14 protein-coding genes are annotated in these 25,147 nt (G+C 67.8%); 7 read left to right on the top strand and 7 right to left on the bottom strand.

Translation table 11 applies throughout. The features are described from left to right. Positions 1-153: 153 nt before the first annotated feature. From FHT37_RS03000 to FHT37_RS02985, 4 genes are all read left to right on the top strand, one after another. Positions 154-3,879 carry a response regulator gene (locus tag FHT37_RS03000; RefSeq protein WP_183478754.1) on the top strand — a complete coding sequence of 1,242 codons (3,726 nt, stop codon included), beginning with the start codon at positions 154-156 and terminating at the stop codon, positions 3,877-3,879. Beyond that, complete coding sequence (locus FHT37_RS02995; protein ID WP_183478752.1) at positions 3,876-5,048, top strand: two-component system response regulator; 1,173 nt, start codon at positions 3,876-3,878, stop codon at positions 5,046-5,048. Before FHT37_RS03000 ends, FHT37_RS02995 begins: the two co-directional genes overlap by 4 nt. A 193-nt stretch (positions 5,049-5,241) precedes the next feature. Next, positions 5,242-6,303, top strand: a complete 1,062-nt coding sequence (locus FHT37_RS02990) for a S1C family serine protease (RefSeq protein WP_183478750.1) — start codon at positions 5,242-5,244, stop codon at positions 6,301-6,303. Between the two features lie 78 nt (positions 6,304-6,381). Beyond that, complete coding sequence (locus FHT37_RS02985; RefSeq protein WP_091723789.1) at positions 6,382-7,374, top strand: LLM class flavin-dependent oxidoreductase; 993 nt, start codon at positions 6,382-6,384, stop codon at positions 7,372-7,374. A gap of 281 nt (positions 7,375-7,655) precedes the next feature. Here the strand turns inward: FHT37_RS02985 and purL are convergent, their stop codons facing one another. Next, positions 7,656-11,660, bottom strand: coding sequence for a phosphoribosylformylglycinamidine synthase (gene purL / locus FHT37_RS02980; RefSeq protein WP_183478748.1), 4,005 nt, complete (start codon positions 11,658-11,660; stop codon positions 7,656-7,658). A gap of 148 nt (positions 11,661-11,808) precedes the next feature. Further along, positions 11,809-12,057, bottom strand: a complete 249-nt coding sequence (locus FHT37_RS02975; protein ID WP_091723783.1) for a hypothetical protein — start codon at positions 12,055-12,057, stop codon at positions 11,809-11,811. A gap of 358 nt (positions 12,058-12,415) precedes the next feature. Here FHT37_RS02975 and fusA point away from each other — a divergent pair, with 358 nt between their 5' ends. Both fusA and FHT37_RS02965 read left to right on the top strand, forming a co-directional pair. Further along, entirely contained in the window at positions 12,416-14,518 is a 2,103-nt protein-coding gene (fusA, locus tag FHT37_RS02970) for an elongation factor G (RefSeq protein WP_183478745.1), read from the top strand. Between the two features lie 137 nt (positions 14,519-14,655). After that, on the top strand, positions 14,656-14,997 hold the full coding sequence (locus FHT37_RS02965; protein ID WP_255489477.1) for a transcriptional regulator: 342 nt from the start codon (positions 14,656-14,658) through the stop codon (positions 14,995-14,997). A gap of 60 nt (positions 14,998-15,057) precedes the next feature. On the opposite strand, the gene FHT37_RS02960 is transcribed toward FHT37_RS02965, so the two are convergent. The 5 genes from FHT37_RS02960 to FHT37_RS02940 all read right to left on the bottom strand — a co-directional run bounded on the left by FHT37_RS02960 (position 15,058) and on the right by FHT37_RS02940 (position 21,425). Then, complete coding sequence (locus tag FHT37_RS02960; RefSeq protein WP_183478743.1) at positions 15,058-16,227, bottom strand: JmjC domain-containing protein; 1,170 nt, start codon at positions 16,225-16,227, stop codon at positions 15,058-15,060. Between the two features lie 127 nt (positions 16,228-16,354). Then, complete coding sequence (locus FHT37_RS02955) at positions 16,355-16,987, bottom strand: hypothetical protein (protein ID WP_183478741.1); 633 nt, start codon at positions 16,985-16,987, stop codon at positions 16,355-16,357. A 10-nt stretch (positions 16,988-16,997) separates the two neighbouring features. Continuing rightward, positions 16,998-17,798, bottom strand: coding sequence for a hypothetical protein (locus FHT37_RS02950; RefSeq protein WP_183478739.1), 801 nt, complete (start codon positions 17,796-17,798; stop codon positions 16,998-17,000). 98 nt (positions 17,799-17,896) lie between these two features. Then, the gene (locus FHT37_RS02945) at positions 17,897-19,243 is read right to left on the bottom strand and encodes an HlyD family type I secretion periplasmic adaptor subunit (RefSeq protein WP_255489561.1); all 1,347 of its coding nucleotides are present in this window, start codon (positions 19,241-19,243) and stop codon (positions 17,897-17,899) included. Between the two features lie 31 nt (positions 19,244-19,274). Continuing rightward, positions 19,275-21,425, bottom strand: a complete 2,151-nt coding sequence (locus tag FHT37_RS02940; protein ID WP_183478735.1) for a peptidase domain-containing ABC transporter — start codon at positions 21,423-21,425, stop codon at positions 19,275-19,277. A gap of 259 nt (positions 21,426-21,684) precedes the next feature. On the opposite strand from FHT37_RS02940, the gene FHT37_RS02935 reads away from it, so the two are divergent. Next, on the top strand, positions 21,685-25,062 hold the full coding sequence (locus tag FHT37_RS02935; RefSeq protein ID WP_183478733.1) for an amidohydrolase family protein: 3,378 nt from the start codon (positions 21,685-21,687) through the stop codon (positions 25,060-25,062). Positions 25,063-25,147 lie beyond the last annotated feature (85 nt).

Here is a 25,147-nt window from a genome sequence, read left to right as displayed (position 1 = left end):
GCGGCGCCGCGTCCTGCGCCGCACCTCGGTGAAAGCCCGGTCTTCCCGCGCCAGTTCAGGGCTTGCGCCCCGCGCCGCCTCCCCTACACTGCCCCGGCGTTCATCCATCACGGCCCGGCGGCCTCCGACCGGGCCTTCCAGGGAGGGAAAGGGATGGGTCGTGTGTCCGACTGGCTGCTGGGACATCGCCGGACCGCGTGGCTGCTGGCGGCCGTCGTGGCGCTCGCGCTCGGCATCACCGCGAGCGAGACGCACCGGCGCTCGCTCGAACACGACTTCCGGCACGCCCTGGCCAATGCCGCCCAGCGCGAGGCGCTCGCCCTGCAGGGCCTGACCCTGACCGGCAAGGGCATGGGCGCGGTCGTGCTGGCCGGCCAGCTCAATCCCGACCTCAAGAACGCCGCCGCGCTCACCGACACCGACGCCGCCCGCCGCACCCGCCCGGCCTTCGAGACGCTGGAGGTGATCGGCACCAGCGTCGGCGCGCAGCTGGCCTACGTCGTCAACACGCGCGGCCGCATCATCGCGGCCTGGGACGACGAGGGCGTGTCCCCGATCGGCCTGGACGTGGCCTTCCGCCAGTACTACCGCCAGGCGATGCGCGGCCAGCCCAACGTCTTCGCCGGCATCAGCATCACCACCGGCCAGCGCGCCTTCTGGCTGGCCGCGCCGGTCTATCGCCAGCCCGGCCAGAGCGGCGAGATCATCGGCGTGATCGCCGCCCGCCAGTACGCCGACACGCTCGACCGCTTCCTCGACACCCGCAGCTACGCCGGCGCGCTGCTGGTCTCGCCGCAGGGCGTGGTGCTCGCCGCCAGCCGGCCGGAATGGCGCATGAGCCTGGACGGCGCCGCGACGGCCGAGCGCTCGAAGACGCTGACCGCCAGCGGCCAGTACGGCAAGCTCTTCGAGGATCCGGCGCGCGCGCACAGCCTGCCCTTCGAGCCGCGCGCGCCGACGGTGTCGGTCGGCGGCGCCCGCCACGCCACCGCCCAGGCCGAGGTCGCCTGGAACGACCCCGCCGGCCCCTGGCGGCTGGTGCTGCTGGGCGACCTGGACGCGCTGGAGCCGACCGCCACGCGGGTCGGCATCGCCGCGCTGGTGGCGCTGCTGGCCTTCGGGCTGCTGGCGGCCTCGCTGCGCAGCCTGGCCCACGGCGCGGCGCGCGACCGCAAGGACCTCGAGCTGCAGGCGCACCACCGCCAGCTCGAGGCCCTGCTGGAGGACCGCGAACGCGCCCAGGACGCGCTGCGCCAGGCCAAGGAGGATGCCGAGGAGGCCACCCGGGCCAAGTCGGACTTCCTGGCCAACATGAGCCACGAGATCCGCACGCCGATGAACGCGATCATCGGCATGTCCCACCTGGCGCTGCAGACCGGGCTGGATGCGCGCCAGCGCAACTACATCGAGAAGGTGCACCGCTCCGCCGAGAACCTGCTGGGCGTCATCGACGACATCCTGGATTTCAGCCGCATCGAGGCCGGCAAGCTTAGCCTGGAATACGTGCCCTTCCGCATGGAGGACGTGCTGGACCATCTGGTCAACCTGATCGGTTTCCGCGTCGAGGACAAGGGACTGGAGCTGCTGCTGAACGTGCCGCCGGACCTGCCGACCGCGCTGATCGGCGATCCGCTGCGACTGGGCCAGGTGCTGGTCAACCTGGGCAACAACGCCGCCAAGTTCACCGACCGCGGCGAGATCATCGTCGGCATCGAGTCGGTCGCGCTCGGCGCGCGCGACGCGGCGGCGCTGGACGCCCTCGCCACGCCGGAGGTCGAGCTGCACTTCCGCGTCCGCGACACCGGCATCGGCATGACGCCCGAGCAGCAGGCGCGGCTGTTCCAGAGCTTCAGCCAGGCCGACAGCTCCACCACCCGCCGCTACGGCGGCAGCGGCCTGGGGCTGGCGATCTGCAAGCAGCTCGTCGAGATGATGGGCGGCCGCATCTGGGTCGAGTCCGCGCCGGGCCAGGGTTCGACCTTCCACTTCACCGCGCGCTTCGCACTCCAGCCCGAAGGCTCGGACCTGCCGGCGCGGCGCGCGCTGATGGCGCACGAGCTGGCGCGGCTGCGCACCCTGGTGGTCGACGACAACCGCGCCGCGCGCGAGATCCTGTCCACGCTGGGCGCGAGCTTCGGCCTGGATGTCACCACCGCCGCCGACGGCGCGGAGGCCGTGCGCGACGCCGAACAGGCCCAGGCCGAGGGCCAGCCCTTCGCGCTGGTGCTGATGGACTGGCAGATGCCGGTGGTGGACGGCCTGGAGGCGACGCGCCAGCTCGGCGACGGCCGGCTGCAGGCGCCGCCGGCGGTGGTGCTGGTGACCTCCTTCGGCCGCGACGACTCGCTGACCGCGGCGCTGGCCGGGGCCGGCACGCAGCGCCGGCCGGTGCTGCTGACCAAGCCGGTCACCGCCTCGTCGATGCTCAGTGCGATCGGCGAGGCCCTGGGTCATGCCGACCTGCCCGCGCCCGCGGCGCAGCGCCGCCGCGACACCGCCCGCGAGGCGATGCGCCGGCTCGCTGGCGCGCGCGTGCTGGTGGCCGAGGACAACGAGCTCAACCAGGAACTCGCGGCCGCGCTGCTCGAGGACGCGGGGCTGCATGTCACCCTGGCCGCCAACGGACGCGTCGCGCTGGACCTGCTGGCCGCGACGCCCGACGGCTTCGACGGCGTGCTGATGGACTGCCAGATGCCGGTGCTGGACGGCTACGCCGCCACCCGCGCGCTGCGGGCCGATCCGCGCTGGCGCACGCTGCCGGTCATCGCGATGACGGCCAACGCGATGAGCGGCGACCGCGAGAAGGTCCTGGCCGCCGGCATGAACGACCACATCCCCAAGCCGCTCAATGTCGACCTGCTGTTCGAGGTCCTGGCGCGCTGGGTCCGCCCGGCCATGCCGGCCTCGGACCTGCCGATGGACACCCGCTCCGGCGCGGGCCGGCGCATCGACACGCGGCGGGCGCTCAGCCAGACGCTGGGGGCTGACCAGGAAGGCCAGGGCGGCCAAGCCGCGCCGGAGGGCTCACGGGACCCTCGCGGCAACGATCGCCCGGCGGGCCGCGATGCGGACGCCCCATCCGCCCCCGCGTCCGCGGCCTCCTCGTCCACCGCCTCAACCTCCGCCGCAGCCACCGCCGCTTCGCCCAACGCCGCTGCCACCACGGTCGTCGGGCGAGCCGATGGCCTGCCGCAGATCGCCGGGCTCGACGTGCAGGCCGGACTGGCGACCGCCGGCGGTCACCTCACGCTCTACCGCAAGCTGCTGCGCACCTTCCACGACTCGCAGACCGACTTCGCCGCGCGCTTCGCCGAGGCGGCCAGTGCCGGCGACCACACGACGATGACGCGACTGGCGCACTCCCTGCGCGGCGCCGCTGGCACGCTGGGCGCGCGACCGCTGGCGGCGGCGGCCGGCGCGCTCGAGCAGGCCTGCGCGCAGCGCCAGCCTGCGGCCGAACGCGACCCGCTGCTCATCCGCGCGCAATCGCTGCTGGCCGCGCTGCTGGTCTCGCTGGGTCGCCACCTGGCGCGCGAGGCGATGCTGCAGGCCGCCCCACCGGCTGTCCCCTCGGCCGCGGCACCGGCGGTGCTCGACGCGGCGGCGCTGGCCGGGCTCGACGCGCTGCTGGCGCGGCTCGAGGCCCTGCTGGAGGACAGCGATTCCGGCGCCGCCGACGCGGGGCAGGAACTGGGCGCCCTGCTCGACCGCCTGCCGCTGCCGACCGCCCGGCTGCGGACGCTGCGCCGCGCGGCCGACGCCGCGCAGCGCTTCGACTTCGATGGCGCGCTCGTGCTGGTCCGCGCCGATGCCACCGGCCGCCGCGGTCCCGCGAGCCAGGCCGACACCGATCCCACGTCATCCGGGAGCCCCGCATGACCTCGCACCCCGCGCCGCCCTCCGACCCGACCGACGGCGCCACCGTGCTGGTCGTCGATGACACGCCCGACAACCTCGCGCTCATGAGCGAGCTGCTGCGCGACCGCTACCGCGTCAAGATCGCCAACAACGGCGAGAAGGCGCTGCGCATCGCCGGCGCCGAGCCGCGGCCCGACCTGATCCTGCTGGACGTGATGATGCCGGGCATGGACGGCCACGAGGTCTGCGAGCGGCTCAAGGCCGACCCGGCCACACGCGACGTGCCGGTCATCTTCCTCACCGCCCGCTCCGACGTGGCCGACGAAACGCGCGGACTGGCGCTGGGCGCGGTCGACTACATCACCAAGCCGATCAGCCCGCCGATCGTGATGGCGCGCGTGCGCACGCACCTGCGGCTCAAGGCCAGCGCGGACTTCCTGCGCGACAAGGCGGCCTACCTGGAGGCCGAGGTCGCGCGCCGCACCGAGGAGCTGGCGGCGATCCAGGACGTGACCATCCTGGCGATGGCCTCGCTGGCCGAGACGCGGGACAGCGACACCGGCAACCACATCCGGCGCACCCAGCATTACGTCAAGGCGCTGGCGCAGGCGCTGCGCGGGCATCCACGCTGGCAGGCGCTGCTCACGCCGGAGTACATCGCCACGCTGTTCAAGTCGGCGCCGCTGCACGACATCGGCAAGGTGGGCATCCCCGACCGCATCCTGCTCAAGCCGGGACGCTTCACGCCGGACGAATTCGAGATCATGAAGTCCCACCCGGCGCTGGGCCGCGACGCGATCGCGCAGGCCGAGGCCCAGCTCGGCACGCCGGTCGCCTTCCTGTCCACGGCCAAGGACATCGCCTACGGCCACCAGGAGAAATGGGACGGCTCCGGTTATCCGGAGGGCCTGCGCGGCGAGGCCATCCCGCTGTCGGCGCGGCTGATGGCGCTGGCCGACGTCTACGACGCGCTGATCAGCCGCCGCGTCTACAAGGACGCGATGCCGCATGGCGAGGCGGCCGCGATCATCGTCGAGGGCCGCGGCAGCCATTTCGATCCGGAGGTCGTCGACGCCTTCCTGCGCATCCAGGACGAGTTCCAGGACATCGCGCGCCGTTTCGCCGACGACGACGAGACGCTGCGCCGCAAGCGGGACTGGATCGAATCGACGATGGCCGCCCCCGAATGACCCACGCCTCCCCGCAGTCCGCCCCCACCGCAGTCCACCATCGCATGTCGTCGAAGAATCTCGGTGATCGGGGACGGTGATGCGTGGGGTACCGGCGCTTGCCGCCGGTGCCCCATGCATCGGCGGCCAACGCCCGGGCCTCCGCAGGACGGGAGCGTCCCGCAAACGCGCCAGCGCTCCATAATCCCGCGCCATGCGCCGCACGACCATCCTCCTGCTTGCCACCTTCTTCCTCGCCACCGGGGCCTTCGCCCAACAACCGCGCCCGGTGACGCCACGCGGTCCGCTCGACGCCCAGGAGCAGAACAACATCGCGGTGTTCCGCAAGGTGTCGCCGTCGGTGGTGCACATCACGACGCTGGCGCAGCAGCGCGACTTCTTCTCGCGCAACGTGACCGAGGTACCCAGCGGCACCGGCTCGGGCTTCCTGTGGGATGAGCGCGGTCACATCGTCACCAACTTCCATGTGATCCGCGGCGCCTCGGCGGCGAAGGTCACGCTGTCGGACCAGACGGCGTATGACGCGACGCTGGTCGGTGTCGATCCCGACCGCGACCTGGCCGTGCTGCGCATCGCCGCGCCGCGGGAGAAACTGCAGCCGGTGCCGATGGGCAGCAGCCGCGAGCTGCAGGTGGGCCAGACGGTGTACGCGATCGGCAACCCGTTCGGCCTGGACCAGACGCTCACGCGCGGCATCGTCTCGGCGCTGAATCGCGAGATCGAGTCGATGACGCAGCGCACGATCCGCGGCGCGATCCAGACCGATGCGGCGATCAACCCCGGCAACTCGGGCGGGCCGCTGCTCGATTCGGCGGGCCGGTTGATCGGCGTGAACACGTCGATCTTCAGCCCCAGCGGCGGCAGCAATGGCATCGGCTTCGCGATTCCCGCCGACGAGGTGAACCGCGTCGTGCCGCAGCTGATCCAGCATGGCCGCGTGATCCGCCCGGCGCTCGGGCTGACCGCGGGCACCGAGCAATTGCGCCAGGTGCTGCGCCTGCCCAAGGGCGTGGTGCTGATCGGCCTGCAGGCCGGCGGTGGCGCGCAGCGGGCGGGCTTGCAGCCCTTCATGCGGGGGCGCGACGGGCGCATCGTCGGTGGCGACGTCATCACCGCGGTAAACGGCAAGCCGGTGGCCGATCTCGACGAGCTGCTCAGCGAGCTCGAGGAGCGCCGGGTCGGCGACAAGGTCACGCTGACGGTGTGGAACGGCGGCAAGACGCGGCAGGTGCAGGCGGAGCTCGGCAGCGATTGACGGGCCACCGCCCCTACCCCATCCGGCGATAACCCTGCCGCCGCCCCGGTCCCGGACCCGCGCCTAGACTCCGCGGCCATGCATCCCCGTCTTTCGATCCTCGACCTCGCCCCCATCGTCGAGGGCGGCACCGCCGCCCAGGCGCTCCACGACAGCATCGCGCTCGCGCAGCACGCGGAGCGGTTGGGCTACACCCGCTACTGGGTCGCCGAACATCACAACATGGACGGCGTCGCGTCCTCGGCCACCGCGGTGCTGATCGGCCAGATCGCGGCGGCGACCTCGACGATCCGGGTCGGCTCGGGCGGGATCATGCTGCCCAACCACGCACCGCTGACCATCGCGGAGCAGTTCGGCACGCTGGCGACGCTGTTCCCCGGCCGCATCGACCTGGGGCTGGGCCGCGCGCCCGGCACCGATGGTCCGACGATGCGCGCGCTGCGCCGTCACCTGTCGACGGCGCACGAAGACCGCTTCCCCGAGGACGTGCTGGAACTGACCGCCTACCTCGCGCCCGAGCAGGAGGGTCAGGTCGTGCGCGCGATCCCAGGTCAGGGCACCGAAGTGCCGATCTGGCTGCTGGGGTCGAGCCTTTATGGCGCGCAGCTCGCGGCCTACCTCGGCCTGCCGTTCGCGTTCGCGTCGCACTTCGCGCCGGCGATGCTCATGCAGGCGCTCGAGATGTACCGGGCTCAGTACCGGCCCAGCGCCCGGCATCCCCAGCCCTACGCGGCGGTGGGGCTGAACGTCATCGTGGCCGATACCGACGCCCAGGCGCAGCGCCTGTTCACCTCGCTGCAGCAGCGCTTCCTCGGCATGCAGCGCGGGCAGCGCGGGCCACTGCCGCGGCCAGTCGACCAGATGGCGGACCTGTGGACCGCGGGCGAGCAACTGGCGGTGGAACGCATGCTGTCGGAATCCATCGTCGGGTCGCCGCGGACGGTGCGTGAAGGGCTCGCGGCGACGCTCGAACGCACCGGGGCGGACGAGTTCATCGTCGCTTGCGCAGTCCACGATGCGGCGGCGCGAAGGCGGTCTTATGAGCTGCTGGCGGGCGTGATGGCGGGGTGAGAGGGCGCTCTCCGCCTGCCCTCTCTCTGGGTCCGCATGGGGGAAAGATTTTCCCGGCTCCGCCGCGAAAACCCTTCCCCCATACACCGACACATCAGCCTACTTCCACGGTTTGGCGGTAGGGGCGTGCGGGAGAGCCCGGAAGGCGTGACGCGCAGGTCGGAGCAGCCAATGAAAAGGGCCACGCGTGAGCGTGGCCCTTTGTCTTGCGCGTCGATTGATGCGTCGATTTATGCGTCGATTTATGCGTCGTTTGGCGCGTGGGGTTCAGGGGGGCGTGTTCAGCCCACCCACTTGCGGGCGTTGCGAAACATCCGCATCCAGGGGCTGAACTGGCCAGCGTCGCCACCGGTCCAGCTCATCTGGATGTTGCGGAAGACACGCTCCGGGTGCGGCATCAGCGCAGTGAAACGACCATCCGCCGTGGTGACCGCGGTCAGGCCCTGCGGACTGCCGTTGGGGTTGAGCGGGTATTGCTCGGTCGGCTGGCCGTCGCCATCGACATAACGCATCGCGCGCAGCACTTCGTCGGGATTGCCGCGCTGCGAGAAGTCCGCGAAGCCCTCGCCGTGTGCGACCGCGATCGGCAGGCGGCTGCCGGCCATGCCGGTGAAGAAGATGCTCGGCGAATCGACGATCTCGACCTGCGCCAGGCGGGCCTCGAACTGCTCGCTGCGGTTGCGGACGAACTTGGGCCAGTGCTCGGCGCCCGGGATCATCGGCGACAGCGCCGCCAGCATCTGGCAGCCGTTGCAGACGCCCAGCGCGAAGCTGTCCGGACGGGCGAAGAAGGCCTCGAACGCGGCCTTCAGCACCGGGTTGAAGAGGATGGAGCGCGCCCAGCCCTCGCCCGCGCCCAGCGTGTCGCCGTAGCTGAAACCACCGCAGGCGACGAAGCCCTTGAAGTCCTTCAGGTCGACCGCGCCGGCCTGCAGGTCGCTCATGTGCACGTCGTAGGCGTCGAAGCCGGCCTGCGCCATGGCGTAGGCCATCTCGACATGCGAGTTGACGCCCTGCTCGCGCAGGATCGCGACCTTGGGGCGCACGCCGCTGGCGATGAAGGGGGCGGCGACGTCCTCCTTGACGTCGAAGGTCGGCAGCCAGTGCAGGCCCTTGCCGGGCGTGCCGGCCAGCGCATGCTCCTGGTCCGCGCAGGCCGGGTTGTCGCGATCGCGGGCGATGCGCCAGGACACCTGGTCCCATTCCTGCTGCAGCTCGTTGAGCGGCGCGGCGAAGACCTTCTTGGCGTCGCGCCAGACCTCGGCCTGCTTCGTGTCGTTGGTCTTGCCGACGACGTGCGAGATCTTCGACAGGCCGTGCGCGCGCAGCGTCTGCAGGACGGCGTCGCGGTCGGCGGTGGGGACCTGCAGCAGGACGCCCAGTTCCTCGTTGAACAGGGCCTTGAGCGTCAGTTCCTCGCGGCGCGCGCTGACCTGCGAGGCCCAGTTCTTGGAGTCGCCCATCTCGGCGCGGCTGTCGCTGATGCCGTCGCCCTCGGTGACCAGCATGTCGACGTTGAGGCTGACGCCGCGCTGGCCGGCAAAGCCCATCTCCAGCGCCGCGGCGAAGAGGCCGCCGTCGCTGCGGTCGTGGTAGGCCAGCAGGCGGCCCTGGCCGCGCAGCTCGTTGACCGCGGCCACCAGCGCCTTGAGCAGCGCGGGCTCATCGAGGTCGGGCACCTCGGGGCCGAACTGGTTCAGGGTCTGCGCCAGGATCGAGCCGCCCATGCGCATGCGGCCCTGGCCGAGGTCGACCAGCACCAGCGTGGTGTCGCCGTCCCGCAGTTGCGGCGTGAGCGTGCCCCGCACGTCGGCCAGCGAGGCGAAGGCCGTGACGATGAGCGAGACCGGCGCGGTGACCTGTTTGGTGACGCCGTCCTCGGACCAGCGGGTGCGCATCGACAAGGAGTCCTTGCCCACCGGGATGGAGATGCCCAGCGCGGGGCACAGGTCCATGCCGACAGCCTTGACGGTGTCGTAGAGCGCGGCGTCCTCGCCGGGCTCGCCGCAGGCCGCCATCCAGTTGGCCGAGAGCTTCACCCGCGGCAGCTCGATCGGCGCGGCCAGCAAGTTGAGGATGGCCTCGGCGACCGCGACGCGGCCGGACGCGGGCGCATCGACGGCGGCCAGCGGGGTGCGCTCGCCCATGCTCATCGCCTCGCCGCTGAAGCCCTTGAAGTCGGAGAGCGTGACCGCGCAGTCCGCCACCGGCACCTGCCAGGGGCCGACCATCTGGTCGCGGTGGTTCAGGCCGCCGACGGTGCGGTCGCCGATGGTGACCAGGAAGCGCTTGCTGGCCACCGTGGGGTGGCGCAGCACGGTGCGCGCGGCCGTGGCCAGGTCGACGCCGTCCAGCGAGAGCGCGCCGCCCGAGCGCGCCACGCGCGTCACGTCGCGGTGCATCTTGGGCGGCTTGCCCAGCAGGACGTCCATCGGCATGTCGATGGCGCGCTCGCCTTGCGGGCCGTCCTCCAGCACCAGCTCGCGCTGCTCGGTGGTGACGCCGACAACGGCGAAGGGGCAGCGTTCGCGCTCGCACATGGCGGTGAAGAGCGGCAGGCTTTCCGGCGCGATCACCAGGACGTAGCGCTCCTGGCTCTCGTTGCACCAGATCTCCTTGGGCGCCAGGCCGCTTTCCTCGAGCGGGACCTTGCGCAGGTCGAAGATGGCGCCGCGGCCGGCATCGTTGACCAGTTCCGGGAAGGCGTTGGAGATGCCGCCCGCGCCGACGTCATGGACCGCCAGGATGGGGTTGCGCTCGGCCAGGCCCCAGCAATGGTTGAGCACTTCCTGCGCGCGGCGCTGGATCTCGGGGTTGCCGCGCTGGACCGAGTCGAAGTCCAGGTCGGCGGTGTTGGTGCCCGCGGCCATCGAGCTGGCGGCGCTGCCGCCCATGCCGATGCGCATGCCGGGGCCGCCGAGCTGGATCAGCAGCGAGCCGGCGGGGAACTGGATCTTCTTGGTGAGGTCGGCGCGGATCGCGCCCAGGCCGCCGGCGATCATGATCGGCTTGTGGTACCCGCGGCGGATGCCGTCGACGTCCTGCTCGAAGACGCGGAAGTAGCCGCCCAGCGCGGGCCGGCCGAACTCGTTGTTGAAGGCCGCGCCGCCGAGCGGCCCCTCGGTCATGATCTGCAGCGCGCTGGCGATGTGCGCGGGCTTGCCGACCGGGTCTTTCTCCCACGGCTCGCTCAGGCCCGGCAGATGCAGGTTGGAGACCGAGAAGCCGGTCAGGCCGGCCTTGGGCTTGGCGCCGCGACCGGTGGCGCCCTCGTCGCGGATCTCGCCGCCGGCGCCGGTGGACGCGCCCGGATGCGGGGAGATGGCCGTCGGGTGGTTGTGGGTCTCGACCTTCATCAGCACGTGCGCGGTCTCGGCACGGGCCTCGTACTTCGGCGCGCGGCGATCGCCGGCCGCCATCCAGCGCTCGATGGCGTGGCCTTCCATCACCGCGGCGTTGTCGGCGTAGGCGATGACGGTGTGCTGCGGCGACACCTTCTCGGTGTTGCGGATCATGCCGAAGAGCGACAGCGGCTGCGCTTCACCGTCGATGGTGAACTGGGCGTTGAAGATCTTGTGGCGGCAGTGCTCGCTGTTGGCCTGCGCGAACATCATCAGCTCGACGTCGCTGGGGTCGCGGCCCAGCTTCTGGAAGGCGGCGACGAGGTAGTCGATCTCGTCGTCGGAGAGCGCCAGGCCCCAGGCGCCGTTGGCTTCCTCGAGCGCCGCGCGGCCGCGGGCCTGCACCGGCACGTGCGCGAGCGGCTGGGCCTGCTTGTCGTCGAAGAGGTGGGCGGCATCCTCGCGCGACAGCAGCACGCTTTCGGTCATGCGGTCATGCAGCAGGTCGGCGCAGGCCAGCAGTTCCTCCTGCGTCAGCGGCTTGGCGCCGCCGGTCAGCCCGGCCAGCAGCCCGGACTTGAGCGTCAGGCGGAACTCGGTGACGCGCTCCACCCGGTGCAGGGCCAGGCCGCAGTTGTGGGCGATGTCGGTGGCCTTGGACGCCCAGGGGCTCAGCGTGCCCAGGCGCGGGGCGACGACGATCAGCGCGCCCTCGGTGGCGCCGTCGTAGCGGTCGCCGTAGTCCAGCAGCGAAGCCAGCTTGTCGCGGCCTTGCGCGTCCAGCGCCGCGTCGGTCCAGACCCAGTGGACATGACGGGCATGCACCGCGGTGATGCGGTCGCTGACGGCCTGCAGACGCGCCAGCAGCGCCGCGGCCCGGAAGGACGAGAGGGCATTGCCCCCCTCGAAGTGAATCAGATGCTTGGAGGAGGTGGTGCTGGCCATGGGATCCCAGGGGGTTGCGCCGCGCGCGCCGCGGCGGTGAAGCCCGGCATTCTAGCCAGCGCCGCCGGACGACCCGGGTTTACCCCGGCCGGCACGCCCCTTCGGCGGCCCTCCCGGACCGACCTTGGGGCGCCCTCCCGTTCCCCCTTCAGCGGCACTCGCTGAGGCGGTCCAGCGCGATGTGCAGCTGGTGCTCGGTCAGCTTGCCCCGCGAGGGCTGCACCCAGGCCCCCGGCGCACCGGTGGTCAGGGCCTTGATCGCCACCACCTTGACCGGCTCGGGCTGCACCGGCCGCTCGCGATCCAGCGACCACCAGCCATCGGCCACCGTGCAGTTCATGCCGACTTCCACCACCGGGGCGGCCCGGGCGACGACCGGGCCCGCCATGACGCTCATGCCCAGGGCGCCTGATGCCAACAGGCTGACAAAAACATTTGATCTCACCGCAACTCCCTGATATCTCGTTCGAGTGAGCGAATGTATCGATGTGACGTGACGTAACCGCCCGGGAACTCCGGAATTCGCCCGCAACGGTGCCCCTCATTCAGGGGATGCCGGTCGCGCCGGAGGAAAAAGTGGCGCCTCGATGCCCCCGGACGGGGGCCGGAAGCCTCATCCCCAGGGCGCCGGGGCTCTTCCATGCGGCGGATGGCGGCCGTCATGGCTTGTCGCTACATTGATCGGCTTTCGGACCCGACGGCCGCCTCCCATGAAGCTGGCGTCCCCGGGTCGTTCATCGCCACTGGAGACCACCATGTCCCGCAAGACCCCCATCGAGCACTACCGCAACATCGGCATCTCGGCGCACATCGACGCCGGCAAGACGACGACGACGGAGCGCATCCTGTTCTACACCGGGGTCAACCACAAGATCGGCGAGGTGCACGACGGCGCCGCCACGATGGACTGGATGGAGCAGGAGCAGGAGCGCGGCATCACGATCACCTCGGCCGCGACGACCTGCTTCTGGAAGGGCATGGACCTGTCCTACCCGGAGCACCGCATCAACATCATCGACACCCCGGGGCACGTGGACTTCACCATCGAGGTGGAGCGGTCCATGCGCGTGCTGGACGGCGCGGTGATGGTGTACGACTCGGTGGGCGGCGTGCAGCCGCAGTCCGAGACCGTCTGGCGCCAGGCCAACAAGTACAAGGTGCCGCGACTGGCCTTCGTGAACAAGATGGACCGCATCGGCGCGGACTTCTACCGCGTGCGCCAGATGATGGTGGACCGGCTCAAGGCCAACCCGGTGCCCATCGTGCTGCCCATCGGCGCCGAGGACCAGTTCAAGGGCGTGATCGACCTGCTCAAGATGAAGGCCATCGTCTGGGACGAGGCCTCGCAGGGCATGAAGTTCGAGTACCAGGAGATCCCCGCCGACCTCAAGGCCAAGGCCGAGGAATGGCGCGAGAAGATGGTCGAGGCCGCCGCCGAGGCGGACGAGGAACTGATGAACAAGTACCTCGAGAGCGGCGAGCTGAGCGAGGACGAGATCAAGCGCGCGATCCGCCAGCGCACCATCGCCGGCGAGATCCAGCCGATGCTGTGCGGCACCGCGTTCAAGAACAAGGGCGTGCAGCGCATGCTGGACGCGGTGATCGACTTCATGCCTTCGCCGATCGACATCCCGCCGGTGCACGGCACCGATGACGACGAGCAGGACACGACCCGCAAGGCCGATGACAACGAGAAGTTCAGCGCCCTCGCCTTCAAGCTGATGACCGATCCGTATGTGGGCCAACTGACCTTCGTGCGGGTGTACTCCGGCATCCTGAAATCGGGCGACTCGGTCTACAACCCGACGCGCGGCAAGAAGGAGCGCATCGGCCGGATCCTGCAGATGCATGCGAACCAGCGCGAGGAGATCAAGGAGATCCTGGCCGGGGACATCGCGGCCTGCGTGGGCCTCAAGGACGTGACCACGGGCGAGACGCTGTGCGATCCGGAGGCGATCATCACGCTCGAGAAGATGGTGTTCCCGGAGCCGGTGATCTCGCAGGCCGTGGAGCCCAAGACCAAGGCCGACCAGGAAAAGATGGGCATCGCGCTGGGCCGGTTGGCGGCGGAGGATCCGTCCTTCCGCGTGCGGACCGACGAGGAATCGGGGCAGACCATCATCTCGGGCATGGGCGAACTGCACCTGGAGATCATCGTCGACCGGATGAAGCGCGAGTTCAGCGTCGAGGCCAACGTCGGCAAGCCGCAGGTGGCGTATCGCGAGACGGTGCGCAAGAAGGTCGAGGACGTCGAAGGCAAGTTCGTGCGGCAGTCCGGCGGCAAGGGCCAGTACGGCCACGTGGTGCTGACGGTGGAGCCGCTGGAGCCGGGCAAGGGCTTCGAGTTCGTCGACGCCATCAAGGGCGGCGTGGTGCCGCGCGAGTACATCCCCGCGGTGGAGAAAGGCGTGATCGACACGCTGCCCAACGGCGTGCTGGCGGGCTACCCGGTGGTGGACGTGAAGGTCACGCTGACCTTCGGCTCGTACCACGACGTGGACTCGAACGAGAACGCGTTCAAGATGGCCGCGTCGATGGGCTTCAAGGAAGCCTGCCGGCGCGCCAGCCCGGTGATCCTGGAGCCGATGATGGCCGTGGAGGTCGAGACGCCGGAGGACTACGCGGGCACGGTGATGGGCGACCTGTCCAGCCGCCGCGGCATGGTGCAGGGCATGGACGACATGGTCGGCGGCGGCAAGATCATCAAGGCGGAGGTGCCGCTGTCGGAGATGTTCGGCTACTCCACCTCGCTGCGTTCGGCCACGCAGGGCCGCGCGACCTACACGATGGAGTTCAAGCACTACTCCGAGGCGCCGAAGAACGTCGCGGACGCGATCATGACGGCGCGAGCCAAGTGAACGCGCGACGCGCGTTGCAGTAAAGGGACGGGCCGCATTCGCGGCCCGATTTCATTTCTGCGCTTGATCTCGCCTTTGCCACCCAACATGCCAGCCATGGCTTGCAGATTCTCGATTTCCGGCCTGTTTTGCAAGGCATGGTTGACACGCTCAATGAATCTGGTGTTCGCCAACGCTTGCAGAATGAGTCGATGCAACCGAAAGCGAGAGTCATGCTCGAGACCGCAAGCTTCCCCGAAGACGTCGGACTGATCCTGAAGGCACGCCGCGAAGCGCGCGGCATGTCCATATCGGCGCTCGCGCGAGATGCCTTCAGAGTTCGGGAAGTGATCTATCGACTCGAAGCGGGTCAGGAATCCTCCGTGAGCTCGCTCATGTGCGTCACGCGGGCGCTCGGCCTGCGCATCCGCTTTGAGAAGGCGGGGATGCCGACGATAGAAGAGTTGGCGGAACGCTTCGCACGGGATGACGACGACTGACGGTCACGTCGCTTTGGATATCCCACCGCGTTGGCGCGCTGCGCCAGGCACGCCCCTTCATCAAGAGATCGGCCCGAGTGAGCCGCTACGAATCAGCGCGCGATTCCCCATCACCAGCGCACAAGCGGCGGCTCGCACTTCTTCCGCTGATAAATGGGGCAGCGCGATGATCATGTCGGCGATCGTCATGTGCGATCGGACGGTCAAGCAGCCGAGAACCTCGCGGATGCGGAGATCGCGAGGGGCCTCCGCGCCATTGACGGAAAGAAACTGCCGATCAACATCCACGCGCAGCATCGAATTGATCTGAAGCTCCGTCTCATCGTCGATCGGGTAACGACGCGGTGCGACGAAATGCTCCAGGTGGAACGGCGTAGACAGGCGCTCGCTCGCGACGAGGTCGCGCTGGAACTCTTCGAACGTCACTGGATTGGCGATGACTTCCGCCACGACTTCGCCGACACCCACCAAGTTGTTGCTTGCCGTATCGTCCAAGCGGGCGGACTTGCGACAGACGAAGTGATCCCGCAAATGCCTCTGACAGCACCAGACGGCATAGTCGGCCAGAGTCGGTCCATGGGTTCCGATGGCGACGTGGCAGGTTTCCTCGCCCATCGGCAAGGCCTCGTGCCACCAGCCACGGGGAACGTAGAGGACATCTCCTGCCTCAAGGACGTCGTCGAAAACCGGCATGGGCGGACAGAACTCCTTGAGGTGGCGGCTGGTCTGATGCCGCGTCGGCAAGGGATGCGTCGGCTCGTACAGCTTCCAACGCTTGCGCCCGAACAACTGCACGGCGAAGACATCGTGCGTGTCCCAATGCTTGCCGAAACTGCCATTGCCATCAAACGCCACGTAGCCGTTCGCAATGGTGGGAGCGCCGCAGAGCTCGGACACGCTCATGCATAAGCGCCGAATCGTCGACGACACGAGCTCCAACCGATTCATCACCAGGGTTCCGCCTTCGCCCATGAGGCGATAGAGCGCCTCCTTGTTGATCCGTCGGCGGTTAACACCGAGTTCGGAGTAGGTCTCGACGAATTTCGTCTCGTCCACCGGGCCGTCCTGGAACAGCCGGACACCGTGCGCGCCCGGGTCCATGACGTACAGCAACTCGTTGACGTCCTTCCAACCGAACACGACCTCGCGCAATGCTGCGCGCTGGTGGTGGAAGCGGGTTTCGAAGCATCGCGCGAAAAACTCTTCACGAGTCAGGTTCAGATCGATCATGACGGTGTTCTGAGTGAGCGGCGGTCGACTCCTCAGACCGCCATGCTAGGCAACAGCCGCAAGCCAGATGGCGGCTGCAAGCATGGCGGTCGAGACCCGACCACACGGCGATCAAGAATGGGGGCAATCAGTACTCGCCATCACCGTCTTCGCCCGGTGGCGGATCCTTGGGCAGCGCCAAAGTAGGCTCCGATACGGTCACAGAGCCGCCGCGCATGCCCGCCTCGATGTGATCCCAGCCCACCCAGGGCGGAATCTCCACGGCTTCGCCGCTTCCAGCGCCTGCGCCGCCCCCTCCGCCGTCAGAGGTCTTGACCTGCATATCGAAGCAGGTGCTGTTGAAGATCTTCACGCCCGGAGAGCCAGACCAGTTGGTGTAATTGTTTCCGTCGTGGTGCTTCAAATAGATGTACTGCTCTTGCGTCAGGTAACCGCGCTCTGCCGGTTGCAATGCGTTGTAGCGTCCCGAGTACTTGTTGATGTCGTCGTAGAACGCGTTGATTTGCGCGTCGATGCTGTTGCGGCTCCCGACATGGTTCAACCCATTCCAAGTCACCGTGTCGTACTGATAGAGCCCGATGTGGTCCCCACCTGGACGGGAAGCGCCCAAGTTGGTTCCCATGCTGGATTCGATGAATGCGGCCTTCAGGGCGAAGTTGATCATCTCGTCGCTGAAGCCTCGTTTGTCTCCTGCTGTGATGATGCGGGCAGCAATGTCCTTTTGGGCCGCGCTCAGATTCGATGCGTTGGGGCATGCCATGGCGAGGTCCTCAGCAGCGCGTCAAGTCGAGGGCCGGGTAGCCGACCACTGGCAGCTTTGCGACCCAGTGGCGGATGGCACTGTCAAAGGCGTTCGTGTTCCCTTTCGCTTCCAATTGATCCCTCCTCCACTGCTGCACTTCCTGGCAAATTAGCTCCGGGTCTTGCGTTGCGATCAAAGCGGCCAACAAGACTGGAAGGAACTGCGACAAGTCCTGACTTGCCCTGATTCCGGAGTAGTAGTCCAGGTATTGCTGCTTCACGCCGAGGCCAAAGGTCGGGACGAATCCAAAGGTGCTGTCGTCAGCACGCAGTGCATACACGTAGGGGAAGTACAGCGGACCGACGAGCTCGCCCGGGAACTGGTCCCGGCGGGCTACCAGCGCGGTGAGGACACCTCGCGCATCTGCCTTCATCGGCGCCGGGTCGTCAAAGGCGTCGAGCGTGGCGCTTTCCGGCCCGGCGCTCCCGATGCGGAAGACGCGGTGGGTGTAATGGCGGCCGCCCAGGTGCCCGCATAAAGCCACATATTGATCCGTGACCAAGGCAGCGGCTGGCACTTTCCCGCAGCCGGGCTCCAATAGCGACTGCTCCTTGTATATCGGCGCTCCGCTACCTGCTCGCGTAATCTCGATCACCGACTGGGGCATGAGATCCGCGGCCATGGTGCTGCGCTCCTGAGATTGCGTTTTGAACTGAATCCGGTAGCCGCCAAGTTGAGCGCTTGTGCCGGCAGTCCCCGACAAGGGGGCGCCCGCGGCAAGCGCTATCAGCGCGGCAATTCGCCGCTTTCCGTTCTTTGGACTGGACATCTCGTCATCTCCTGCATGGTGAGGCTCTGCTTGCAGAGCGAGGTTTGAGAAATGGCTGCTTCAAATGGCTCCGATGGGCCTCGAGCCATCGCCCTGTTTCAGCGCATGGTCAGCGTGTCTTCCCAATGGCGGACCAGCGGCTGAATGAAGAACTGGATCAATCGACGGCGTCCCGTCGTGATGTCGGCCTGTACCGTCATGCCTGGCTTGACACGAATCCGCGGATCGATCCCGCCCTGTTGAAGCTCCGTCGTGATGCGTACTCGGTAATAGGCCGACGGGGTGGCGCGGCTGCCCATGACGCTCCCCACGGCGTTCTCGGAGTCCGGACTAATCTGATCCACGACGCCCGACAGCGCGCCGTATTGCATGAACGGATAAGCGTCCAACTTGATCTTCACCACCTGGCCCGCCTGCACGAAACCCACGTCGGCGCTGGACAGGTTCGCATCGATCACGAGCGGCATGCCTTCCGGGACAATGGTGGCGAGCGTCTGCGCGGCAGTCACCACACCGCCTGCGGTGGTGACACCCACCGACTGGATCTGCCCATCAATCGGTGATCGCAGTTCCTTCAATCCCTGAATGCGTTCGATCTTCCTGGCCTCGGCCCGCAGCAGCGTCAACTCATTGCGCTTGCCATTGAGCTCTTCGACCAACAGACTCTGGTGCTCGTCCTTGACGAGCCGCAGCCGCTTCTGCGCCACCTGCAGTTCGCCCTCAGCGGCTGCGGCCTTGCTTCGCTGCATCGCAAGGTCGTTCTCCTTGTCGAGCAGCGATTGCCGCGTCGATTCGTAGTTGAATCGGGAGACGACCTTGCCCACATGCGGCCTGAGCATCTGTTCCTGCTCGCGGGTATAGGCCGCGATCTCCTCGAGATTGCCGACCATCGCCCGGGCCGAAGCCAAGCTGTTGCGAGCGCTGTCAACGTTGACCTCAGCCTGGGCGATCCGGCTCCCAAAGCTCGACACGCGGGCCATGCGCAGTTGCTCCTGCAGGGCAACCGCCTCAGGATGCTGGTCACCTTCCGGATAGACGGGATCGCGGCCAGCGATCTCCGCCTCGATACGGGCGAATTCGAGCGTCGCGAGGGCGAGCCGGGCACCGACGGAGCGCTGTTCCGACTCGCTGATCGTCGGGTCGAACTCAAACAGCAGGTCCCCCTTCCGCACCGACTGGCCTTCCGTGCCATGGATGCCAACGATGACGCCCGCCTCCGCCGCCTGAACGACCTTCAATCGGCCTTCTGGCATGACCTTGCCGGATGCTGTCGACACGATGTCGACTTCGCTCAGCCACAGCCAGACCAACAGCATCAGCGACACGACCAGGATGCTCGTGAGTAGCACCCTGTGCGATTGCGGCAACTGCAGGCCTTCGACTTGCTCTACATCCACTCCATCGACGTCCGCGGGTGCGACGGCCCAATCGCCCTTGGCTTGCATCAGATCCACGCCAGCTTAAGTTTCACGGTGCTCAGGCGACGGCGGCGAGCACGGTCTCTTCTACTTGACCGTAGAGCGCGCGATAGGAGCCCCCACGCTCCATCAGTTCCGCATGCGTGCCGCTCTCCGAAAGATGTCCCCCTGCCAGGACATGAACCATGTCGACGTGTCGTATCGACCGCAGACGGTGGGTGATATGGATCAGGGTTCGCCCCTTCAACAGGCGTGAGAGGTTGTCGTGGATCTGGAGTTCCGTGGCGTAGTCAATGGCGCTTGTGGCCTCGTCGAGGATCAGGACGTCCGGCTCGTGCAGAAGCGCCCTGGCCAGGGCGATGCGCTGGCGCTGCCCTCCGGACAGCTGAACACCAGCACTGCCGACAAGCGTTTGATAGCCCTCTTTCAGTTCAGCGATGAACACGTCGGCCACCGCGGCGCGTGCGACCTCGGCGATGCGCTCAAGACTCGCCCAAGGGGAATGAATCGCAATGTTCTGGGCGATCGTTCCATTGAAGAGCTCAGTGTCCTGAGGCACCAGCGCCACGCGACGTCGCAACGCGGACAAATCGATGTTGCGAATGTCGACGTCGCCGTAACGGATCCGGCCCTGCTCCGCGATGTGCAACCGCAGGAGCAGCTTGACGAGGGTGCTCTTGCCGGAGCCGCTCCGGCCCACCAACGCCACGGTCTGGCCGAACGGAATGTGCACCGACAGGTTCCGAAGTACCGGCGTTTGGCTGCCGGGGTAAGCGAAACGGAGGTCGGCAATCTCGATGCTGCCCGGCCGAGGCGCAAGGATCAACGCGCGATCACCCGACGTCTCCTCGCCGGGGGCGTTCATGATGTCCCCCAGGCGCGACATCGAGTGCTGGACCTGGCACAGGTCCTGCCATAGCTGCGACATCCGCATCATCGGATGCAGGACACGAGCGGATAGCATCTGGAAGGCAATCATCTGCCCGACGCTGATCCGGTTCTGCAGTGCCAGATCGGCCCCGACCCAGAGGATGCCCAGCGTCGACGCACGTTGAATGAATGTGCTGGCCGCGGCGGATGCGCCTTGCGCGTTCGCCGAGCGCAAGGTCGCCAGTACGTTGAGGGCGAATGCCGATTCCCAACGCCGCTGCATGACGGGCTCAGCCGCCAGGGCCTTGATGGTGCCGATCCCAGCAAGGTTCTCGACCAAGGCACTCTGGCACTCGGTGGCCGCCCTGGAATGCTCTGACATGCGGCGGGTAAGTCCAGGCTTCGTCAGGAAGGACACCGCCATCATTGCCAACGCGGTGACGACCGTGATGCCGGTGAGGGTCGGGCTGTAGCAAAGCATCAGCGGCAGGAATACCACCAGAAATGTGACATCCACGAGGCTGGTCGCCGACGGGCCAGTGATGAACTGGCGAACGGTGTCGAGTTCCTTGAACAGCCCGAGCACGTGCCCGCTGCTGCGGCTCTGGAAATAGTGCATGGGCAAACGCAGCAGCTTCTGCTTGATGCGAACGCCCAGCTCCAGATCCACCTTGCTCGCGACGTGGGCCTGGAGCTGGGTTCGCAGCAGCATGAGCACGAATTCGAAGACCGTGAGGATGCCCATGCCCACTCCTAGCACGTACAAGGCGGAGATGTTGTGGTGGACCAGAACCTTGTCGATGACGACCTGGCTGAACAACGGCATCGCCGTCGCGAATATCTGCATGACGAGCGAGGCGACGAGTATCTGAACCAGCAACCCTCGCATCTGGTTCGCCCGACGGGTCAACCACGACAATCCAAAAACCCGATGGGTTTCGGGCATGTCGCGCCGCTCCTTCAGCGCCAAGACGCGCCCAGTAAAAGCGTCGGAAAAACCATCAATCTGAAAGCGATGGACGCCTCCTGACACGCTATCAACGGCGATGAACTCAAACTCATTGCGCGCGACCAGTGCCGTCCAAGTGCCTCCGAGACGCTCTGCCATCACCGGGAGGTGCAGTTTCTTCCACTCAACTCCCGTCAGTTTGAATGACTGGATTTTCAGATGATGATCGGGCGCGAGGACACGCACCATTTCAGAAGGCGCAAGGCTCGTATCAAAGCTCTTCGCTTGAGCGAGATCTGAAACCGCAACCCGCATGCGGTATTTTTGAGCGAGGTAACAGAAGCAGGAGAGCGCTGAATATTGCGCGTCCGTGAGAGCCAGTTTCGTCATGCCCTGAATTTGAATTCCGAGTCGGACGAAATCTACGCAATGACATTAGAAATTTCTCTTCGGACTGATACTTAGCTTACTCAAGTCAGTCAAACGCCAAAAATGGGTGGCAACACCCCCTTCAGGAACTGGGGGGCACCTGACGTGTCCATGTTTTTTCCGCCCCTCGCACGTCCATTCGTCATGCCCTCGCAAACCCTCCCGGGTTTGCCAAGGGTCGACGAATATGCTCCCGGCACTCTCATCCCAGGGTGCCCCAATGCCGACCAAGACGCTCACGAAGCCGACCTCGCTCACCAGCCTCTTCCCCGTCACGCCCGCCCGCGCGGGCGTGATTGCTTTCGGGCTCGCGCTGCAGGCCGCGGCGTTCGCCGCCGATGCCCCCGCCGCAGCGCCAGCGCCCGCCGCCGCGGCCTCCGCCCCCAAGTGGAACGTCAACCAGCCCCGCGGCGAGCAGCGCATCGCCAAGCTCGACGTCCGCTCCGGCACCTGGATGTCCGTGGACGTCAGCCCCGATGGCAAGCGCATCGTCTTCGACCTGCTCGGCGACCTGTACGTGATGCCGATCGACGGCGGCGAGGCCACCGCCCTCACCCACTCGGTCGCCTGGGAGATGCAGCCCCGCTTCTCCCCCGACGGCCAGCAGATCGCCTTCGTCTCCGACGCCGGCGGCGGCGACAACATCTGGGTCATGAACGCCGACGGCAGCAACGCCCGCGCGATCTCCACCGAAGACTTCCGCCTGCTCAACAACCCCGTCTGGCACCCCAGCGGCAAATACATCGCCGCCCGCAAGCACTTCACTGGCACCCGCTCACTGGGCAGCGGCGAGATCTGGCTCTATCACGTCGACGGCGGCAAGGGCCAGCAGCTCAACGAGAAGCCGAACTGGCAGAAGGACCTCGGCGAGCCCGCGCTCTCGCCCGATGGCAAGTTCCTCTACTACTCGCAGGACAGCACGCCCGGCCGCCAGTTCGAATACAACAAGGACAGCACCGGCGAGATCTTCCGGATCTATCGCCAGGACCTGACCGACGGCACCAGCGAGCCCTTCGTCACCGGCCCCGGCGGCGCCATCCGGCCCACGCCCTCGCCCGACGGCAAGTACCTCGCCTTCATCCGCCGCCTGCGCGACGCCTCGGGCAGCCGCACCACGCTGTTCCTCAAGGACCTGAAGACGGGCCGCGAGTTCCCCGCCTGGACCGGCATGGAGCGCGACCTGCAGGAGTCCTGGTCCGTGCACGGCGTCTACCCCGGCATCGCCTGGACGCCCGATGCCCGCCAGCTCGTCGCCTGGGCGCAGGGCAAGCTCTGGCGCATCGACCCGTTCAAGGGCTCGGCCGCCGAGATCCCTTTCCACGTGAAGGACGAGCGCCAGTTCACGCCCGCGGTCCGCTTCTCGCATGAGGTCGCGCCGGCCAGCTTCGAGTCGAAGATGCTGCGCTGGGTGAAGGTCTCGCCCGACGGCATGCGGGTGGTGTTCTCGTCCGCGGGCTACCTCTACACGAGCGAGCTGCGCGACGGCCAGCCGATCGGCGAAGCCAAGCGCCTGACCTCGCAGACCGAGCGCTTCGAATACTTCCCGGCCTTCTCGCGCGATGGCCGCCAGCTGGTCTACCTCGGCTGGAGCGACGCCGACCAGGGCCGCGTGCGCGTGCTCGACCTGGCCAGCGGCCGCGACACCGTCGTCACGCCGGAGCCCGGCAAGTACCTGGCGCCGGCCTTCTCGCCCGACGGCCGCACCATCGCGTACCAGAAGGCCAAGGGCGGCTACCTGACCTCGCCCTGGAACAGCCTGGAACCCGGCATCTACGTCGCACCGGCCGATGGCAAGGGCCAGGCGCGCCGCGTCACCAAGGACGGCGAGGCGCCGCAGTTCGGCGCCGACAACGACACGCTCTACGTCACCCGCAAGCAGACCACCGGCGAGGTCGATGCCAATCGCCAGCTGATCCGCCTGAACCTCGTCGAACGCAGCGAAGTGGCGGTCGCCAAGAGCGAATTCGCGACGCGCTTCACCGTGTCGCCGGACGGCCAGTGGCTGGGCTTCACCGAACGCTTCCACACCTACGTCACGCCGCTCGCGCCGGCCGGCAAGCTGCAGACCGTCGGCCCCAAGGCCGAGGCGATGCCGGTCAGCAAGCTCGACGTCAATGCCGGCGACGACCTGCAGTGGTCCGGCGACGGCAAGGCCCGGCCCTACGCGCTGCACTACGCGCTCGGCAACGAGCTGTTCACCGTGCCGCTGGCGCAGGCGCTGCAGCCGGGCTTCAAGCCGGCCGAGCGCGGTGCGACTATCCAGCTGACGCTGACCGCCGACAAGCCCAAGGGCCGCATCGCCATCGTCGGCGCGCGCGTCGTCACGATGAACGCGGCCAAGCCCGATGAAGTCATCGAGGACGGCGTCATCCTGGTCGACGGCGACCGCATCGCGGCGATCGGGCCGCGCGCCTCGGTGACCCTCCCTGCGGGCACGGAGACGATCCAGGCCGCTGGCAAGACGGTGATCCCGGGCCTGATCGACGCCCACTGGCACGGCACGATGGCCGAGAGCGAAATCATCCCGCAGCAGAGCTGGATCAACTACGCCTCGCTGGCTTTCGGCCTGACTACGCTGCACGACCCGTCCAACCGCACCAGCGACATCTACACCCAGTCCGAGATGCAGCGCACCGGCCGCGTGGTGGGGCCGCGGATCTTCTCGACCGGCACGGTGCTGTACGGCGCGAAAGGCGACTTCTCCGCCGTGATCAACAGCCTGGACGACGCCCTCACCCATCTGAAGCGGCTCAAGTCCGCCGGCGCGATCAGCGTCAAGAGCTACAACCAGCCGCGCCGCGACCAGCGCCAGCAGGTGCTCGAGGCCGCGCGCGAAACGCAGATGATGGTCGTGCCGGAAGGCGGCTCGCTGTTCCAGATGAACATGAACATGGTCATCGACGGCCACACCGGCATCGAGCATGCGCTGCCGGTGGCCAAGGTCTACGACGACGTGAAGCAGCTGTGGCCGCAGACGCAGGTCGGCTACACGCCGACGCTCAACGTCGCCTACGGCGGCCTGGACGGCGAGCACTACTGGTACGCGCGCACCGACGTGTGGCGCCATCCGCTGCTGAGCAGGTTCGTGCCCAAGGCCGTGCTCGAGCCGCGCAGCGTGCGCCGCGAAACGGCGCCGGAGGAGGACTTCAACGTCATCCAGGTCGCGAAGACCGCGACCGAGCTGCAGCGCGCCGGCGTGCCGGTGAACATCGGCGCGCACGGTCAGCGCGAAGGCCTGGGCGCGCATTGGGAGATGTGGATGATGGGCCTGGGCGGCATGTCCTCGCTCGAGGCGATCCGCACCGCGACGCTCAATCCGGCGCGCTACCTGGGGCTGGACAAGGACATCGGCTCACTCGAGCCGGGCAAGCTCGCGGACCTGGTGATCCTCGACGGGGACGTGCTCAAGGACATCCGGCAGAGCGATCGGATCTCGCAGGTCATGCAGGGCGGCAAGGTCTTCGACATCCCGTCGATGAACGAGGTCTGGCCCGTGAAGAAGGCGCGCAAGCCGTTCTTCTTCGATGGCGTCAATGCGAGCGTGCCGGTGGATGCCGAGGCGGCGGGCGTGGAGCACGGGCACGGGCACGGGGATTGACCTCGGACGGCCAGGCGCGGGCTCTCCACGGGGCATGGGGCCTCCCGTCCGGGAACCCCAAGCCCCATTCCGGCCCCACACGCGC

Source organism: Mitsuaria sp. BK037 (assembly GCF_014193045.1).
GTDB lineage: Bacteria > Pseudomonadota > Gammaproteobacteria > Burkholderiales > Burkholderiaceae_C > Roseateles.
This window is presented reverse-complemented; position numbering and strand designations above follow the sequence as displayed.

What these genes read in the sequence shown, in the direction of transcription:
- FHT37_RS03000 (WP_183478754.1), top strand. Translation starts at nt 154, where the DNA reads ATGGGTCGTGTGTCCGACTGGCTGCTGGGACATCGCCGGACCGCGTGG.
- FHT37_RS02995 (WP_183478752.1), top strand. Translation starts at nt 3,876, where the DNA reads ATGACCTCGCACCCCGCGCCGCCCTCCGACCCGACCGACGGCGCCACC.
- FHT37_RS02990 (WP_183478750.1), top strand. Translation starts at nt 5,242, where the DNA reads ATGCGCCGCACGACCATCCTCCTGCTTGCCACCTTCTTCCTCGCCACC.
- FHT37_RS02985 (WP_091723789.1), top strand. Translation starts at nt 6,382, where the DNA reads ATGCATCCCCGTCTTTCGATCCTCGACCTCGCCCCCATCGTCGAGGGC.
- purL (WP_183478748.1), bottom strand. Translation starts at nt 11,660, where the DNA reads ATGGCCAGCACCACCTCCTCCAAGCATCTGATTCACTTCGAGGGGGGC.
- FHT37_RS02975 (WP_091723783.1), bottom strand. Translation starts at nt 12,057, where the DNA reads ATGAGCGTCATGGCGGGCCCGGTCGTCGCCCGGGCCGCCCCGGTGGTG.
- fusA (WP_183478745.1), top strand. Translation starts at nt 12,416, where the DNA reads ATGTCCCGCAAGACCCCCATCGAGCACTACCGCAACATCGGCATCTCG.
- FHT37_RS02965 (WP_255489477.1), top strand. Translation starts at nt 14,656, where the DNA reads ATGGTTGACACGCTCAATGAATCTGGTGTTCGCCAACGCTTGCAGAAT.
- FHT37_RS02960 (WP_183478743.1), bottom strand. Translation starts at nt 16,227, where the DNA reads ATGATCGATCTGAACCTGACTCGTGAAGAGTTTTTCGCGCGATGCTTC.
- FHT37_RS02955 (WP_183478741.1), bottom strand. Translation starts at nt 16,987, where the DNA reads ATGGCATGCCCCAACGCATCGAATCTGAGCGCGGCCCAAAAGGACATT.
- FHT37_RS02950 (WP_183478739.1), bottom strand. Translation starts at nt 17,798, where the DNA reads ATGTCCAGTCCAAAGAACGGAAAGCGGCGAATTGCCGCGCTGATAGCG.
- FHT37_RS02945 (WP_255489561.1), bottom strand. Translation starts at nt 19,243, where the DNA reads ATGCAAGCCAAGGGCGATTGGGCCGTCGCACCCGCGGACGTCGATGGA.
- FHT37_RS02940 (WP_183478735.1), bottom strand. Translation starts at nt 21,425, where the DNA reads ATGACGAAACTGGCTCTCACGGACGCGCAATATTCAGCGCTCTCCTGC.
- FHT37_RS02935 (WP_183478733.1), top strand. Translation starts at nt 21,685, where the DNA reads ATGCCGACCAAGACGCTCACGAAGCCGACCTCGCTCACCAGCCTCTTC.